At 65.7% G+C, this 16,241-nt stretch carries 14 protein-coding genes; 8 read left to right on the plus strand and 6 right to left on the minus strand.

Going from position 1 to position 16,241, the window contains the following annotated elements; genetic code table 11:
• The first annotated feature begins 74 nt into the window (after window positions 1-74).
• Window positions 75-2,150, plus strand: coding sequence for an LTA synthase family protein (locus tag N5C91_RS13155; RefSeq protein ID WP_279830076.1), 2,076 nt, complete (start codon window positions 75-77; stop codon window positions 2,148-2,150).
• A 232-nt stretch (window positions 2,151-2,382) separates the two neighbouring features.
• A complete protein-coding gene (locus N5C91_RS13160) occupies window positions 2,383-3,168 on the plus strand; it encodes a sulfite exporter TauE/SafE family protein (RefSeq protein WP_236174517.1) in 786 nt (261 codons plus the stop codon).
• A 140-nt stretch (window positions 3,169-3,308) separates the two neighbouring features.
• Here the strand turns inward: N5C91_RS13160 and N5C91_RS13165 are convergent, their stop codons facing one another.
• Window positions 3,309-4,325: an AraC family transcriptional regulator gene (locus N5C91_RS13165; RefSeq protein ID WP_279830077.1), complete on the minus strand. Its 1,017-nt coding sequence runs from the start codon at window positions 4,323-4,325 to the stop codon at window positions 3,309-3,311.
• A 155-nt stretch (window positions 4,326-4,480) separates the two neighbouring features.
• On the opposite strand from N5C91_RS13165, the gene N5C91_RS13170 reads away from it, so the two are divergent.
• The 6 genes from N5C91_RS13170 (at window position 4,481) to N5C91_RS13195 (ending at window position 9,885) form a co-directional block, all read left to right on the plus strand.
• A complete protein-coding gene (locus N5C91_RS13170) occupies window positions 4,481-5,956 on the plus strand; it encodes an NAD(P)/FAD-dependent oxidoreductase (protein WP_279830078.1) in 1,476 nt (491 codons plus the stop codon).
• Window positions 5,940-6,902 (plus strand): alpha/beta hydrolase, encoded by a 963-nt coding sequence (locus N5C91_RS13175; RefSeq protein WP_279830079.1) that lies wholly within the window; start codon window positions 5,940-5,942, stop codon window positions 6,900-6,902. The genes N5C91_RS13170 and N5C91_RS13175 overlap by 17 nt, the downstream gene beginning before the upstream one ends.
• Window positions 6,899-7,660: an SDR family oxidoreductase gene (locus tag N5C91_RS13180; protein ID WP_279830080.1), complete on the plus strand. Its 762-nt coding sequence runs from the start codon at window positions 6,899-6,901 to the stop codon at window positions 7,658-7,660. The genes N5C91_RS13175 and N5C91_RS13180 overlap by 4 nt, the downstream gene beginning before the upstream one ends.
• Before the next feature lie 33 nt (window positions 7,661-7,693).
• Window positions 7,694-8,377, plus strand: coding sequence for a hypothetical protein (locus N5C91_RS13185; protein WP_279830081.1), 684 nt, complete (start codon window positions 7,694-7,696; stop codon window positions 8,375-8,377).
• A 276-nt stretch (window positions 8,378-8,653) separates the two neighbouring features.
• Window positions 8,654-8,992, plus strand: a complete 339-nt coding sequence (locus N5C91_RS13190) for a ribonuclease E inhibitor RraB (protein ID WP_024765445.1) — start codon at window positions 8,654-8,656, stop codon at window positions 8,990-8,992.
• 188 nt (window positions 8,993-9,180) lie between these two features.
• Window positions 9,181-9,885, plus strand: a complete 705-nt coding sequence (locus N5C91_RS13195) for a type 1 glutamine amidotransferase (protein ID WP_236174511.1) — start codon at window positions 9,181-9,183, stop codon at window positions 9,883-9,885.
• 291 nt (window positions 9,886-10,176) lie between these two features.
• Here the strand turns inward: N5C91_RS13195 and N5C91_RS13200 are convergent, their stop codons facing one another.
• The 5 genes from N5C91_RS13200 to ydcS all read right to left on the minus strand — a co-directional run bounded on the left by N5C91_RS13200 (window position 10,177) and on the right by ydcS (window position 15,935).
• Window positions 10,177-11,601: a gamma-aminobutyraldehyde dehydrogenase gene (locus tag N5C91_RS13200; protein ID WP_279830082.1), complete on the minus strand. Its 1,425-nt coding sequence runs from the start codon at window positions 11,599-11,601 to the stop codon at window positions 10,177-10,179.
• Window positions 11,602-11,758: 157 nt separating this feature from the next.
• The gene (locus N5C91_RS13205) at window positions 11,759-12,580 is read right to left on the minus strand and encodes an ABC transporter permease (RefSeq protein ID WP_236174509.1); all 822 of its coding nucleotides are present in this window, start codon (window positions 12,578-12,580) and stop codon (window positions 11,759-11,761) included.
• Window positions 12,570-13,421, minus strand: coding sequence for an ABC transporter permease (locus N5C91_RS13210; RefSeq protein WP_236174586.1), 852 nt, complete (start codon window positions 13,419-13,421; stop codon window positions 12,570-12,572). Before N5C91_RS13210 ends, N5C91_RS13205 begins: the two co-directional genes overlap by 11 nt.
• Window positions 13,422-13,468: 47 nt before the next feature.
• Window positions 13,469-14,488 carry an ABC transporter ATP-binding protein gene (locus N5C91_RS13215; RefSeq protein ID WP_236199712.1) on the minus strand — a complete coding sequence of 340 codons (1,020 nt, stop codon included), beginning with the start codon at window positions 14,486-14,488 and terminating at the stop codon, window positions 13,469-13,471.
• Between the two features lie 274 nt (window positions 14,489-14,762).
• Window positions 14,763-15,935 carry a putative ABC transporter substrate-binding protein YdcS gene (ydcS, locus tag N5C91_RS13220; protein WP_236174507.1) on the minus strand — a complete coding sequence of 391 codons (1,173 nt, stop codon included), beginning with the start codon at window positions 15,933-15,935 and terminating at the stop codon, window positions 14,763-14,765.
• Window positions 15,936-16,241 lie beyond the last annotated feature (306 nt).

Below are 16,241 nucleotides of genomic sequence, written 5' to 3' on the forward strand. Positions count from 1 at the left end.
CTCGCGCGGGCAGCCGTTCTGTCCGGCAATGGCGATGCACCTTCGACCCCGAACGTTCACAACGGAACCAAGAAATGGGCCAATCAGAAGTCCTGTCCAACCGCCAGACCGGTGCGAGCCTCACGCGGCCGACCGTGTCCAGCCACCTGGCGTTCACCGCGCTCAGCGTCGTCACGCTGATGGTGATGTACTCCCTGCTGCGCCTTGCGCTGTTCATCTACAACCGCGAACTGATCGGCAGCACACCCGCCTCCACCTTTGTCGAAGCCTTCCTCACCGGCATGCGTTTCGACATCCGCGCCGTGGTCTACATCGTCGCTCCGCTGGTGCTCGCCGTGGTCAGTGTGCGCGCCATGGGCTGGCGTTGGCTGTGGAAGACCTGGCTGACCATCGCCGCGAGCATCACGCTGTTCCTCGGCGTGCTGGAGATGGACTTCTACCGTGAATTCCACCAGCGCCTGAACAGCCTGGTATTCCAGTACATGTCCGAAGACCCGAAAACGGTCATGAGCATGATCTGGTACGGCTACCCGGTAGTCCGCTACCTGCTGGCCTGGGCCATCGCCACCTGGTTGCTGTACATGCTGTTCCGCGGCATCGACCGCGCTACCCGCCCGGCCGCTGGTGGCCCATCGGCCGCTGCCTGGTACATCCGCGTGGCGGTGTTGCTGGTACTGATCGTGCTGTGCGTCGTCGCCGCCCGTGGCACCCTGCGCCAGGGCCCGCCGCTGCGCTGGGGTGATGCCTTTACCACCGACTCGCAGTTTGCCAACCAGCTCGGCCTGAACGGCACCCTGAGCCTGATCAAGGCCGCCGAGAGCCGCTTCTCCGAAGACCGCGACAACATCTGGAAGTCGACCCTGCCGCAGGACAAGGCGCTGGCCACCGTGCGCAAGATGCTGGTGATGCCGGACGACAAGCTGGTCGACGCCGATGACGCTCCGATCCGTCGCGACTACACGCCGCCGGCCGATGGCACCCTGCCGGTGAAGAACGTCGTGGTGATCCTGATGGAAAGCTTCGCCGGTCACTACGTCGGCGCGCTGGGCGCTCCGGGCAACATCACGCCGAACTTCGACAAGCTGGCGAAGGACGGGCTGCTGTTCACCCAGTACTTCTCCAACGGTACCCACACCCACCAGGGCATGTTCGCCACCATGGCGTGCTTCCCCAACCTGCCGGGCTTCGAGTACCTGATGCAGACGCCCGAGGGTGGCCACAAGTTCTCCGGCCTGCCGCAGCTGCTGTCGGCGCGCAAGTTCGAGGACGTCTACGTCTACAACGGCGATTTCGCCTGGGACAACCAGTCCGGCTTCTTCGCCAACCAGGGCATGACCTCGTTCATCGGCCGCAATGACTTCGTCAACCCGGTGTTCTCCGACCCGACCTGGGGCGTTTCCGACCAGGACATGTTCGCCCGCGGCAACGAGGAACTGGACAAGCTGCATGCCACCGGCAAGCCGTTCTATGCCCTGCTGCAGACCCTGTCCAACCACGTACCCTACGCGCTGCCCAAGGACCTGCCGGTACAGCCGGTGAGCGGTTATGGCAGCCTGGACGAGCACCTGACTGCGATGCGCTACTCCGACTGGTCGCTCGGCCAGTTCTTCGAGAAGGCCAAGAAGTCGCCGTACTACAAGGACACCATCTTCGTGATCGTCGGCGACCACGGCTTCGGTACCCCCGAGCAGCTGACCGAGATGGACCTGTTCCGCTTCAACGTGCCGCTGCTGGTCATCGCTCCCGGCATCCAGGAGAAGTTCGGCGCCACGCGCGACACCGTCGGCACCCAGATCGACATCGTGCCGACCATCATGGGTCGCCTGGGCGGCGAAGCGCGTCACCAGTGCTGGGGCCGCGACCTGCTGAACCTGCCCGAAGGCGACAAGGGCTTCGGCATGATCAAGCCGTCTGGCAGCGGCCAGGATGTCGCGCTGGTGTATGGCAACCGCATCCTGATCAAGCCCAAGGATGGCGATATCCGCGTCTATGACTACAAGCTGGGCAAGGATTTCGGTGCGACCCGCATCGAGAACACGCCGGAGCAGTCGGAGATGAAGACCCGTCTGGAGTCCTTCATCCAGACCGCCACCCAGGCCCTGCTGGGCAACAAGACCGGTGTGGTCGACGGCAAGCCTGACGTGAAGTGACAGAGCGCTAGCTGAAAAGGGGCCTTCGGGCCCCTTTTTCATTGCTCAGACCGATACCGGGGCACGCCTGAAAAGCGCGAAGCAGACGCTGCGAAGGGGCAAATCAGCGGCCTGACCATTTGAAAGAACAGGTTATAAATTAAGACCACATCGATCTAATGGATTATAAGAAAAGTCGTTATCCTGCCGCCCACACCACGAGGTGATCAGTTTCGCCAGTCAGGACGCGTAGATGGATTTCGGCAATATCGGGTTTGTAGTCGCGGGTCTTGTCGTTGGCTTTATCGTTGGGATGACCGGTGTCGGCGGTGGTTCGCTGATGACTCCGATTCTCCTCTGGTTCGGTATCAACCCTGCCGCTGCCGTGGGCACCGACCTGCTCTATGCCGCCATCACCAAGTCCGGCGGCGTCCTGGTTCACCGCAAGAACGACAACATCGACTGGCGCATCACCGGTTGGCTGGCCCTGGGCAGCGTCCCGGCGGCGGCGCTGACCTTGCTGTTCCTGCACAGCCTGCATACCGATACCGCGGCGATGAACGCCGTGATCAAGAACGCCCTGGGCGTCGTGCTGCTGCTCACCGCCCTGGCGGTGCTGTTCAAGAAACAGGTGCTGGCCTTTGCCCAGCGCCATGCCGGCGACAGCTTCCACTTCAGTGGCCCACGGTTGAATACCCTGACGGTCATCACCGGCGCCATCCTCGGTGCGATGGTCGCCCTGACGTCCATCGGCGCGGGGGCCCTGGGTACCGTGGCGCTGTTCATCCTCTATCCGTTCCTCGCTACCCGCCGCTTGGTGGGCACCGAGATTGCCCACGCGGTGCCGCTGACCCTGGTCGCCGGCCTCGGCCATGCCAGCATGGGCAACATGGACTGGGGGTTGCTGGGCTACCTGCTGATCGGCTCGCTGCCGGGCATCTACGTCGGCAGCCACCTGGCCGGGCGCATCCCGGACGGCGTACTGCGCCCTTGCCTGGCACTGATGCTGGCGATGATCGGCTACAAGCTGGTCTTCTAACACCGGTCTACGATCTGCTGCGCGTCGGCCGTTGGGCGTTGGAAAGCGCCCTCAGATGCTCATTTAAAGAAGGTAAACTCCGCTCTTCGGGCGTTTTCCGCCTGCTACGGCACTAGCTCGCAAGATCGTCAACAGGTTTTCTAACGGCGGCGGAAGCGCCCCGGCGTCACGCCTTTCCAGCGGCGGAAGGCGTGGATGAAGTTCGACACCTCGCCATAGCCGAGCCGCTCGGCAATCTCCTCCAGACGGATCACCCCGGTGGCCAGCAACTCCTCGGCCAGCGCCTGGCGCACCTCGTCGAGCAGCGCACGATAGCTGCTGCCCTCGGTCTCCAGCCGGCGCCGCAACGTACGCGAGGTCATGTGCAGCTCATCCGCCAGTTGCTCCATGTCCGGCAGCCGCCCCGGCGTGCCCAGCAGGCGATCGCGGATCTGCCCGGAAAGCCCGGTGCGCACCTGGCGCCGGGCGAGCAGGGCGCGGCATTGTTCCTCACAGCGCCGCGCTACTTCCGGGTTGGCGCCGGGCAGCGGCATTTCGAGGATGCGGCTGTCGAAGACGATGCGGTTTTCCGCCTGGCCGAACAGCGGCGTGACGCCCAGTTCCTCGATGTAGGGCTGCAGGTCGGCCGGCGCCTCGCGGCGGAACAGCGCCTGGCGGATCGGCGGCGGCTGGTTGGTGAGGTCGCGCTGGATGCGCAGCACGCCACCGCCGTCGCGGTCGATGAGGAAGTCGCGCAGGTCCTCCGGCACGGACGTGTCGTCCAGCACCAGGTGCGCCTCGCCGGCGTGTTCCTCCAGCGTCATGCGGTGGAAGGCATAGGTCAGGTCGAGGTAGCGCAGGCCCAGGTGGGCGGCACTGAGGAAGGTCGAGCTGCTGAGCATCGCGAAGCCCCAGATGCCGTAGGTGTTGAGGTGATAGCGCAGGCCGGCCTTGAGCCCGATGCCGGGGCGCTGGCCGATACACCGGTTGATGTTGCGCAGCAACTGCAGTTCCTGGGTCGCTTCAACCTCTGCGCCGGGGTCGGCGAGCACGCCGATGTCCAGCCCGGTGCCGTCCAGGCATTGCTCCAGGGTCATGCCGTGGTCCAGACCGAACTGGGTCATGAGTTGCACGCTGATGGCGCTGCGCCGGGGCGACCAGGATGGGGTGGCGGGCATCATGTCCTCGCGGGGCGAAGTTTCAGGCAGGGAAGGGAAAAATGGCTGACCGAAAGTCACAATTTTCTGTCCGACTATGCCATAACCCGCTGACGGAAGTCGCACTAGGATGTTGTCATCCGCCGCTGTGCGGAGATCAAACCGGGAGCACAACAATGACAACACCATCCCGTCGATCGGCCGCCCCGCGCGTGCTGATCATCGGTGCCGGCTTTGCCGGCCTGGGCCTGGCGATCCGCCTGCAGAAGGCCGGCATCAGCGACTTCCTGATCCTCGAAAAGGCCGCCGATGTCGGTGGCTGCTGGCGCGAGAACGTCTATCCGGGCGCTGCCTGCGACGTGCCTTCGCACCTGTATTCCTTCTCCTTCGAACCCAAGGCCGACTGGTCGCGCAAGTTCGCGCCCCAGGCGGAAATCCTCGATTACGCGCGGCACTGCGCCGACAAATACCGCCTGCGCGAGCGCATCCGCTTCAACTGCGAGGTGCGCGAGGCCAGTTTCGATGAAGCGGCTGGCGAGTGGCGGGTGACCTGCGCCGACGGAGAGGAGCTGCGCGCCCAATCGCTGGTCTGCGCCCTTGGCCAACTGAGCCGCCCGTTGATCCCGAAGCTGCCGGGCATCGAGCGCTTCCAGGGCAAGGCCTTTCATTCCGCACAGTGGGACCATGGCACTCCATTGGACGGCAAGCGCGTCGCCGTGGTCGGCACCGGCGCCAGCGCCATCCAGTTCGTCCCGCAGATCGCCCCGAAAGTCGCCGAGTTGCTGCTGTTCCAGCGCAGCGCCGCCTACGTGATCCCCAAGCCGGATCGCCCCTATTCCGCCTGGGAACGCCGCATCAAGTCGCGCCTGCCCTGGCTGCAGCGCCTGGATCGTGGGCTGAAGTACGTGCAGCACGAGGCACGGGCGCTGGCCTTCACGGTGTTCCCGCCGATGATGAAATTCATGCGCATCAGCTTCCACCTGCACATGCGCAAGAGCATCGCCGACCCGCAGCTGCGTGCGCGCCTGCAGCCGGATTACCCCATGGGCTGCAAGCGCATCCTGATCAGCAATGACTACTACCCGGCGCTGGCGCGCAGCAACGTGAAGCTGGTCGATACCGGTATCCGCGAGGTTACTGAAGACGCCATCGTCACTCGCGACGGCCAGCGTCATCCGGTGGATACGATCATCTACGGCACCGGCTTCGCCGCCACCGAGTTCCTCGCGCCGATGCGCATCACCGGCCTGGCCGGGCGCGAGCTGAACCAGGCCTGGAGCGACGGCGCCGAGGCGTACAAGGGCATCAGCGTCAGCGGTTTCCCCAACTTCTTCATCCTCTATGGGCCGAACACCAACCTGGGGCACAACTCGATCATCTACATGCTGGAGAGCCAGTTCCCCTACGTGCTCGGCTGCCTGCAACGGATCCAGCGCGAGGGCCTGAAGTACCTGGACCTCAAGCCGCAGGTGCAGCAGGGCTTCAACCGCCAGTTGCAGCACGACCTGCAGCACACCATCTGGGAGCGTGGTTGCAGCAGCTGGTACAAGACCGCCAGCGGGCGCAATACCGTGAACTGGCCGGGCTTCACCTTCCGCTATCGCCAACAGACCCGTCAGCCGGAGTTCGCCGACTATGACTGCATCCGTTGAACCCGTGGCGTCGCTGTCGACCCGCCAGAAACTGCTGACGGCCACCTTGCGCGGCGTGCTCAATCTGCTGTTCCGCGGGCTGATGGGCCCGCAACTGCCGGTGAAGGCACAGCGCGCCCTGTTGCGCGGGCTGACGGCGGCGACGCTCACTCCCCGTGGCGTGCACCGCGAGCAGGCAACGCTGGGTGGAGTTCCCGCCGAAGTCTGGCGGCCGGTACAGGTGGGTGAGGGCCGGGTGATCCTCTACCTGCATGGCGGCGCCTACCTGATCGGCTCGCCGGCCACGCACCGGGCGATCACCGCCAACCTGGCGCGGCGCTGCAAGGCGGAGGTCTGGGTGATCGATTACCGTCTCGCGCCCGAGCACCGCTTCCCGGCGCAGCGCGAAGACGCCGTGGCGGCTTACCGCGCGCTGCTGGACAAGGGTATTCCCGCGCAGTCCATCGCCGTGGTCGGAGATTCCGCCGGTGGCCACCTGACCCTGCAACTGGCGCTTGAGGCGAAGGCCCAGGGGCTGCCAGCGCCGGGCGCACTGGTGACCTTCTCGCCGGTGACCGATCTTTCCGCTGAACATCTGCACGCCCCGGCGGCGGGCGACCCGCTGATCACCCGCGCCTGGATCGAGAGTGCCATGGAGATGTTCTGCCCGCCCGGTGTACCGCGCGCAGACGCCCAGCTGTCGCCGTTGCATGCCGATCTCAGCGGCTTGCCGCCGCTGCTGATCCAGGTCGGCGAGGACGAGGTGCTGCGTAACGACAGCCTGCGCTTCGTCGCAGCGGCACGGCGCTATGGCGCAACCGTCGAACTGCAACGCTTCCCCGGTTGCTGGCATGTATTCCAGGCCCACGCCGGTTTGCTCGACGTGGCCGATCGTGCGTTACAGGACGTTGCCGTCTTTCTCACCGGCCATCTGCAACCCGGTCTCAAGCAAGGATCGCCACGATGAACACCATACTGATCAGCGGGGCGGCGTCGGGCATAGGCGCCGCCACCGCGAAACTGTTCCACCAGCGCGGCTGGCGCGTCGGGCTGCTCGACCTCAATCCCGAACCATTGGCGGCGCTGGCTGCCGAGCTGGACGGGGCCTGGCATCGGGCGCTGGACGTTACCGACGCCGACGCCGTCTCGGCGGCAGTGTGCGAGTTCGCCGAAGCCAACGGCGGTCAATTGCGCCTGCTGTTCAACTGCGCGGGCATCCTGCGTTTCGGCCGCTTCGAGGACATCAGCCTCGCCGAGCACAACCGCATCATCGCGATCAACGTTCAGGGTGTGCTGAATTGCTGTTATGCGGCGCTGCCTTACCTCAAGCGCACGCCCGGCGCGCAGGTGCTGAACATGGGCTCGGCTTCCGGGCTCTACGGCGTGCCGCAGATGGCCAGCTATTCGGCGTCGAAGTTTGCCGTGCGCGGCCTGACCGAAGCGCTGGAGCTGGAGTGGCGCGAACTGGGCATCCGCGTCGCCGACCTGATGCCGCCTTTCGTACGCACGCCGATGGTCGCCAGCCAGACCTTCGAGCCGCCGGTGCTGCGTCGCCTGGGCGTCACCCTGGTGGCCGAGGATATCGCCCAGGCCGCCTGGCGCCAGGCGCAGAGCAGCGGCGTGCACCGGCCGATCGGCGCGATGTTCCGCGCCATGTACTGGTCCGGCCAGCTGTCGCCGCCGGCGATCAATCGCTGGGTGATGGCCTGGCTCAGCCGCGCCTGAGTAGACTGCAGGGGCGGCAAAGGAGGCCGGCCCATGCAGCAAACCCCGCAAACTCAGTCATCCGCCTGGCAGCGCGTGCTGCAGGACATCACTACGCCCTTCGACCGGATCAGCGAGATGACCTACGGGGTCATCATGACGCTGACCATCATCTCGGTGATCTCTGCCGCCAGCGGTGGGGCGAGCCGACAGGACCTGATCGTCGCCGCGCTGGGCTGCAACATCGCCTGGGGCGTGGTGGATGCCCTGATGCTGCTGGTGCGCCTGCGGGTGGAGCGGCTGCACCAGCATGGCCGCCTGCGGGCGCTGCGCGGCACCTCCACTGACGTCGACTTTCGCGAAGGCCTCGACGAATTCCTGCCGCCGCGGCTGGTGGCGGTCCTGCAGCCGGATGAGCTGTGGAGCCTGCGCCAGCGCCTGGTCGCATCCGAGCTGGGAACCGGTGAGCCGCACGGCGGCGGCGCCGAGGTCTGGCTGGCGGCGCTGCTGATCGTGGTGCTGGTCACCGGCATTACCCTGCCGCTGATCCTGCCACTGTGGCTGGTACTCGATGACCTGTTGGCACTGCGCCTGGCCCAGGGCATCGGCGTGAGCATGCTGTTCGGCCTGGGCTGGCTGCTCAGCCGCTGGTCCGGTGGTTCGCCCTGGCCCGGGGCGCTGGGCTTTACCGCACTGGGTGTGGCCATGACCGGCCTGTGCATCGCACTGGGCGGCTAGCGACGCGGGATGGCGCCTTTCTGCCGCCCGTCGCCGCCCAACGGCGCGAAGCGTCAAAGGAGCGGCAGGCCGCGTGCTCAGGCGCTACTCTGAGAAATGTGGCCGGGATAGTCCGTTGCGCCGTTCGGCGCGTTCGACGGAGTTGGCCACTATTTCGGGGGACGTTGCGTCAATTGACGTTTCCTGGCGGCACACTGAAGTGCCCGGAATGCACCCGTGGCGGGTGCGTTCGTCGGCGGGAATACACTCTGAACGTCTCGACAGGAGGTGCGTACCATGGAAAAGCCCCTCTCGGAGGATATCAGCGTCAACGTGTTGCGCCGGATGAAGGAAGGTGGCTTCGACTTCGCTCGCATTCATCCCATCGATTTTTTCGCCATCTTTTCCGATGAACAGAACGCCCGCAAAGCTGCCCGGCAGTTTCGCGGAGAGTCGCTGAGAACCCAGGTCGAAGCCCGCGATGATGGCGGCTGGAGCCTGCAGATCAGCAAGGTGATGTTCGCTACCCACGCCGCCATCGGCGATTTCGAGCACGACCTGGAGGAAGTCGTGGTGCCACTGGGCGGTATTCTCGATGGATGGGGCGTGACCCAGGAGGTCACCTCCCTGCGCTGACCGCAACACGTCGTCGAGCCATCACCCGATGGCCGATTGTCTGGCCGCAAAGCGGAAAGTGCGCCGCCACCAGCAGTGACGGCGCGCTTTCTTCGCCGCCCGCTTGGCGGCCGTGCAAGGACCCGCTTGCGGACACGCCAGGTTTCTTCAGCGCCGCCGATCCGGCAGACTGCCGGGCGGAGGTGACCATGACCGATATTCTGATCCTGACCCACGTCGATTTCTGCCCGCCTGGCCATCTGGGCGCGCTGCTCGACCGTCTGCAACTGCCGTTCGACGTGCGCCGCGCCGACCTCGACGAGCTGCAAGGCTACGACCTGGAACGGCCCAAGGCCGTCGCCATCATGGGTGGGCCGATGAGCGTGAACGACGACCTGCCATGGCTGCGCGACGAAATCGCGGCGATCCGCCGTTTCCTCGAGCGTGACGTGCCGATGATCGGCCACTGCCTGGGCGGCCAGTTGCTGGCCAAGGCGCTGGGTGCGCAGATCCATCGCCTGCCGTACACCGAACTGGGCTGGCAGCCGATGCGCCGCGTGGAAGGGCAGAGCCCCTGGCTGGCGCACCTGCCTGACGAATTCCCGATCTACCAGTGGCACGGCGATACCTTCGATATCCCCGAAGGCGCCACCCGCTTGCTGTCCAGTCCCTGGTGCGAGAACCAGGCGTTCAGCTTCGGTGAGCGCATTCTCGGCCTGCAGGGCCACCCGGAGATGACCGAGGAGCTGGTCAGCGATTGGGTCAACGGTTTCCCGGAATACCTCGACCCGAGCCAGCCGAGCCAGGAAAGCGCCGAGGTGATGCTCGAGGGCCTGCCGCAGCGGGTCGCGGCGATGAACCAGGTGGCGGAAGGCTTCTACCGCCATTGGCTGAAGCTGGCCGGGTTGGTCTGATCGGTGTCTCGCACCACGCTGGTGGTGCATGGCGCACTTTGCAGGATGGCGTGGAGCGCAGCGATACCCATCGACTCCGCCCACCGACAGCATGGGTATCGCTGCGCTCCACCCATCCTACGTTTCTGTCCGCAATTCTGATGCGGCTATGGACGATCGCGGACGGAGTCCGCTCCTACGCAGGGGGCGGCTTTTCGTAGGAGCGAGCCTGCTCGCGAACAGCCCCCGCTGCGGGGCCGGGGTTCGCGAGCAAGCTCGCTCCTACAGGTCAGGCTCACGCCGGGGCGCGGCTCAGTGCTTGAACATGATGTGCCGCGCCACGGTGTAGTCCTCCAGTCCGTACATCGACAAATCCTTGCCGTAGCCGGACTGCTTGAAGCCGCCGTGGGGCATTTCGCTGCACAGCATGAAGTGGGTGTTGACCCAGGTGCAGCCGTACTGCAGGCGCGCCGCGACCCGTGAGGCGCGGCCTACATCCTTCGTCCACACCGACGAGGCGAGGCCGTAGTCGGAGTCGTTCGCCCAGCGCACCGCCTCGTCCGCATCGCTGAACGGCGTCACCGAGACCACCGGGCCGAACACTTCGCGGCGGACGATCTCGTCATCCTGCTGGGCGTTGGCCACCACCGTGGGCTCGTAGAAGAAGCCCTTGCCGCTGACCATCTTGCCGCCGGTGGCGATCTGGATGTGCGGGCTGGCCTTGGCGCGTTCGACGAAGCCGGAGACGCGGTCGCGCTGGGCTGCAGTGATCAGCGGACCGAGCTCGGTATTCGGGTCGTTCTGCAGACCGGTCTTCAAGCTCGATACTGCGCTGGCCAGATCGGCGACGAAGTTGTCGTAGACCTTCTTGCCGGCATAGATGCGGCAGGCGGCGGTGCAATCCTGCCCGGCGTTGTAGAAGCCGAAGGTGCGGATGCCGGCGATCACGTCGTCCAGGTCGGCATCGTCGAAGACGATCACCGGGGCCTTGCCGCCCAGCTCCATGTGCAGGCGCTTCACGCTGTCGGCGGCGCTCTTGATGATGGCCTTGCCGGTGCCCACCGAGCCGGTCAGCGAGACCATGCGCACCAGGTCGTGGCTGACCAGCGGCGCGCCCACGCTCGGGCCACGGCCGAAGACCAGGTTGACCACGCCGGCGGGGAACAGCTCGGCGATGAACTCGGCCACCCGCAGGGCGGTCAGTGGCGTCTGTTCCGAGGGTTTGAGCACTACGCAGTTGCCCGCGGCCAGCGCCGGGCCGAGCTTCCAGGCGGCCATCATCAGTGGGTAGTTCCAGGGCGCGATGGAGGCAACCACGCCCACCGGGTCGCGGCGGATCATCGAGGTGAAACCGGGCAGGTACTCGCCGGCGGCGGAGCCGGGCAGCACCCGGCAGGCGCCGGCGAAGAAACGGAACACGTCGGCGATGGCCGGGATCTCGTCGTTCAGCGCGGCGGCGTAGGGCTTGCCGCAGTTGTCCGATTCCAGCCGGGCAAGCTCCTCGGCGTGTTCCTCGATGCGGTCGGCCAGGCGCAGCAGGAGCAGGGCGCGATCCTTCGGTGCGGTCTGCGACCAGCCATCGAAGGCCGCGTCAGCGGCGCGCACGGCGGTGTCCACCTGGGCTTCGCTGGCTTCGGCGACCTGGCCGATCACCTCGCCGGTGGAGGGGTTGAGGATGTCCAGCTTGGCGCCTTCGCCGGCGACGAACTGGCCGTTGATCAGGAGTTTGGTTTGCATGGGGGGCTCCTTTCATCAGTGGGTTTGCCCTCACCCCAATCTTCTCCCGGAGAGAGAGGGAGCTGTCCGTGCCGGGTGAAACAGTGGTTTCTTCCTGCGCCGTTCCAGCCTCCTCTCCCTTCAGGAGACGGTTAGGCAGGGGGCGCTAAGTACAGGGTCACTTGCCACTCCCTGCCACGTCGCTGGTGCCTCGCGTCAGGTAGTACGCGCCGAGGATCGGCAGCATGGTGGCGAGCATCACCAGCATGGCCACCACATTGGTGATCGGCACGTCGCGCGGGCGGCTGAGCTGGTTGAGCAGCCACAGCGGCAGGGTGCGTTCGTGGCCGGCGGTGAAGGTGGTGACGATGATCTCGTCGAACGACAGCGCGAAGGCCAGCATGCCGCCGGCCAACAGCGCCGTGGCGATGTTCGGCAGGATGATGTAGCGGAAGGTCTGCCAGCCGTCGGCGCCCAGGTCCATGCTCGCCTCGATCAGGCTGAAGGAGGTGCGGCGGAAGCGCGCGATCACGTTGTTGTAGACGATCACCACGCAGAAGGTCGCGTGGCCGATGACGATGGTCAGGAAGCCCGGCTCGATCCCCAGCGTCTTGAACGCCGAGAGCAGGGCGATACCGGTGATGATGCCGGGCAGGGCGATGGGCAGGATCAGCATCAGCGAGATGCTTTCCTTGCCGAAGAAGTCACGGCGGTACAGCGCGCCGGCCGCCAGCGTGCCGAGGATCATGGCGATCAGCGTGGCCACACAGGCGATCTTCACTGACAGCCAGATGGCATCGAGCACGTCGCCGCGCTGAAAGGCGATGCTGAACCACTTCAGGGTGAAGCCCTGCAGCGGGAAGCTGTAGGCCGACTCTTCGGTGTTGAACGCGTAAAGCAGGATCACCAGGATCGGGAAATGCAGGAACACCAGCCCGCCCCAGGCCGCCAGGCGCAGGAACCACGAAGGACGGTCGGTGGAGTGTGCCTCAGAGCGCATCGAAGGCCCCCAGTCGCTTGGCGATGGACAGGTAGACGGCAATCAGCACGATGGGCACCAGGGTGAAGGCCGCCGCCAGCGGCATGTTGCCCACCGCGCCCTGTTGCACGTAGACCATGGTGCCGATGAACAGCCCGCTGGGGCCCACCAGCTGCGGGATGATGAAGTCGCCCAGGGTCAGGCTGAAGGTGAAGATCGAGCCGGCCACCACGCCGGGGAAGGCCAGCGGCAGGATGACCTGGAAGAAGGTCTGCCGCGGATGCGCGCCGAGGTCGGCCGAGGCTTGCAGCAGCGTCGGCGGCAGGCGCTCGAGGGCGGCCTGGATCGGCAGGATCATGAACGGCAGCCAGACGTAGGTGAACACCCAGAAACGCCCCAGGTGCGAAGTGGACAGGGTGTTGCCGCCCACGCCGGGAACCTCCAGCAGCAGGTTCAGCAGGCCGAGCAGGTGCAGGTGTTCGATCACCCAGTAGAGGATGCCGCCCTTGGCCAGGATCACCGTCCAGGCGTAGGCCTTGACGATATAGCTGGCCCACATCGGCAGCATCACGGCGATGTAGAAGAAGGCTTTCTCCTTGGGCCCGGCGTAGCGCGCCATGTAGTAGGCGATGGGGAAGGCGAGGATGGCGCTGGCCACCGACACGGCGATGGCCATGCTGAAGGTGCGCAGGACGATGTCGTAGTTGGCCGGGTTGAACAGCGCCTGGTAGTTGGCCAGGGTCAGATCCGGCGTCACCGCCATGGTGAAGTCGTCGAAGGTGTAGAAGCTCTGCCAGAGCAGGGCGAACAGCGAGCCGATGTAGATCACGCCGAACCACAGCAGCGGCGGGATCAGCAGCATCAGCAGGTAGAGCGTGCTGCGCCGGTAGAGGAAGCTGGAGATCGCCCTCACGGCGCGGGCTCTTCGAGCAGCGGCACCAGCGCGCTACGTGCCCAGGCGGCAGTTACCGCGTCACCCGGTTTCGGCCGTGGCTCTTCGCGCTCGCCGTTGGGCAGCGCTGCGACCAGGCGCACGCCGTTTTCCAGTTCGATCTCGTAGCGGCTGCTGGCGCCCATGTACTGCACGTCGAACAGGGTACCGCTGACTTCCAGCTCGCCTTCGCCAGCGCGGCCGAAGCGCACGTGTTCCGGGCGCAGCGAGTGCGGGCGGGATTCGCCGAGCAGGCGTTGGGCGAGGTCGCCGCGCAGCACGTTGGCGGTGCCGACGAACTCGGCGACGAAGCGCGTGGCGGGGCGACGGTAGAGGTTGCCTGGAGTGTCGACCTGCTCGATGCGGCCCTTGTTGAACACGGCCACGCGGTCGGACATGGACAGCGCTTCACTCTGGTCGTGGGTGACGAAGATGAAGGTGATGCCGAGCTGGCGCTGCAATTTCTTCAGTTCCACCTGCATCTGTTCGCGCAGCTTCAGGTCCAGCGCCCCGAGCGGTTCGTCCAGCAGCAGCACACGCGGGCGGTTCACCAGCGCCCGGGCCAGGGCCACGCGCTGGCGCTGGCCGCCGGACAGCTGCGCCGGCTTGCGCTTGCCGTAGCCGGCGAGGGCGACCATCCCCAGGGCTTCCTCGGCGCGGTGGTAGCGCTCGGCCTTGGCCACGCCTTTCACCTTCAGGCCGTAGGCGACGTTATCCAGTACGTTCATGTGCGGGAACAGCGCGTAGTCCTGGAACACCGTGTTGACGTCACGCTCGTAGGGCGGCAGGCCGGAGGCTTCGTTGCCGTGGATGCGGATGGAGCCGGAAGTGGGCTGCTCGAACCCGGCGATCAGCCGCAGGCAGGTGGTCTTGCCCGAGCCGGAAGGGCCGAGCATGGAGAAGAACTCGCCGTCGCGGATTTCGATGGACACGCGGTCGACGGCGCGCACCTCGCCGTAGTGACGGCTCACGTCAGTGAACTGGACGGCTGTGGTCATGCTGCTGGCTACCTGATTGGCGGGGGCTGCATCAGAAAAGGTAGCGCATGGGGGCGGGGGTGCTTGCCGACTTGTGGGTGAGGTGGGGCATTTGTAGCAGCGACTGTTTTCTGGAGAGGTTTGTGCCAACGCATCCCCTCACCCCAGCCCTCTCCCTTAGGGAGAGGGAGCCGTCCGTGCCGGCTGATGGCAAGGTTTCATCCTGCACCGAACGGTTCCCTCTCCCGCTTGCGGGAGAGGGTTAGGGTGAGGGGCTTTTGATCCAGCAGGGGGATCACCTCCCACCCATGATCGCAATGTAATCCTGCGTCCAGCGGCTGTACGGCACGCACTGCCCCTGGGCGCACTTGGCCTGCGGGGTCTTCCAGAAGGCGATGCGGTCGAACTGGTCGTAACCGTTGGTGGCGCAACCCTGGGCGCCCAGCAACTGGCTGCCGGTGCAGCCGTCGGGGGAGGCGGGCACTGAGCCGAACCAGGCGGCAACGTCACCCTGCACCTTGGGTTCGAGCGACCAGTTCAGCCACTTGTAGGCGCACACCGGATGCTTGGCGTCGACGTGCATCATGGTGGTGTCGGCCCAGCCGGTGACGCCCTCGGTGGGGATGGTCGAGGCGATCGGCTGCTTCTCGCCCTGCAGCGCGTTCACCTGGTAGGGCCAGGAACCGGAAGCGGCCACGCCTTCGTTCTTGAAGTCGCTCATCTGCACCGTCGCGTCGTGCCAGTAGCGGTGGATCAGCTTCTGCTGCTCGCGCAGCAGCTTGAGGGCGGCGGCGTACTGTTCCTCGTTGAGTTCGTACGGGTCCTGGATGCCCAGCGCGGGCTGGGTGGTCTTCAGGTAGAGCGCCGCGTCGGCGATGTAGATCGGCCCGTCATAGGCCTGCACGCGGCCCTTGTTGCTCTTGCCGTCGGGCAGCTTCTGCTCGCTGAACACCACGCTCCAGCTGTCCGGCGCCTTGGGGAAGACCTTGGTGTTGTACATCAGCACGTTCGGCCCCCACTGGTAGGGCGTGCCGTAGTGCTTGCCGTCCACCGTGTGCCAGGGCGCGTCCTGCAGGCGCTTGTCGACGTTCTTCCAGTTGGGCACCAGGGCGATGTTGATCGGCTGCACGCGCTTGCCGTAGACCAGGCGCAGCGACGCGTCACCGGAAGCGGTCACCAGGTCGTAGCCGCCCTTGGCCATCAGGCTGACCATCTCGTCGGAGGTGGCGGCGGTTTTCACGTTGACCTTGCAGCCAGTGTCCTTCTCGAACTGGCTGACCCAGTCGTAGTTCTTGTCGCTCTCGCCGCGTTCGATGTAGCCGGGCCAGGCAATGATATCCAGCGCCCCTTCAGGGTTGCCGAGTTGCTTGAGCGCTTCAGCCGCCTGCAGCGAGGCGCTGGACAGCAGGCTGGCGCCGGCGAAGGCCAGCGCCGCGACTTTCACGAGAGACAATTGCCCTGAGGTCATGATCGGACTCCTGTTGTTCTACGTTGTGGGAGCCACTGCGATACCAGCGCGCAGAAATTTGGCACCTCTGTTGATCGCGGCAGGTCCATAGCGAACGGACGTGCTCTTGCAGCGTAGTTCCGCCCCCAGAGGCTGACAAGAAAGCCCCCGGCTCCCCGCAAAGGCCCGCCGGATGGCGCTTGCGGCCCCAAACGGGGCGGGCCGGGGCGGCCGGGCGGGAAAAGCGCACCAAGCGGGTGCGAGGCTCTCTGGCGGACTTTGCAAGTCATTGAAACAACAGGAAATCGACCTCTGGCACGGCCCTTG

It is taken from the genome of Pseudomonas sp. GD03903, from assembly GCF_029840045.1.
GTDB classification, from domain to species: Bacteria; Pseudomonadota; Gammaproteobacteria; order Pseudomonadales; family Pseudomonadaceae; genus Pseudomonas; species Pseudomonas pseudonitroreducens.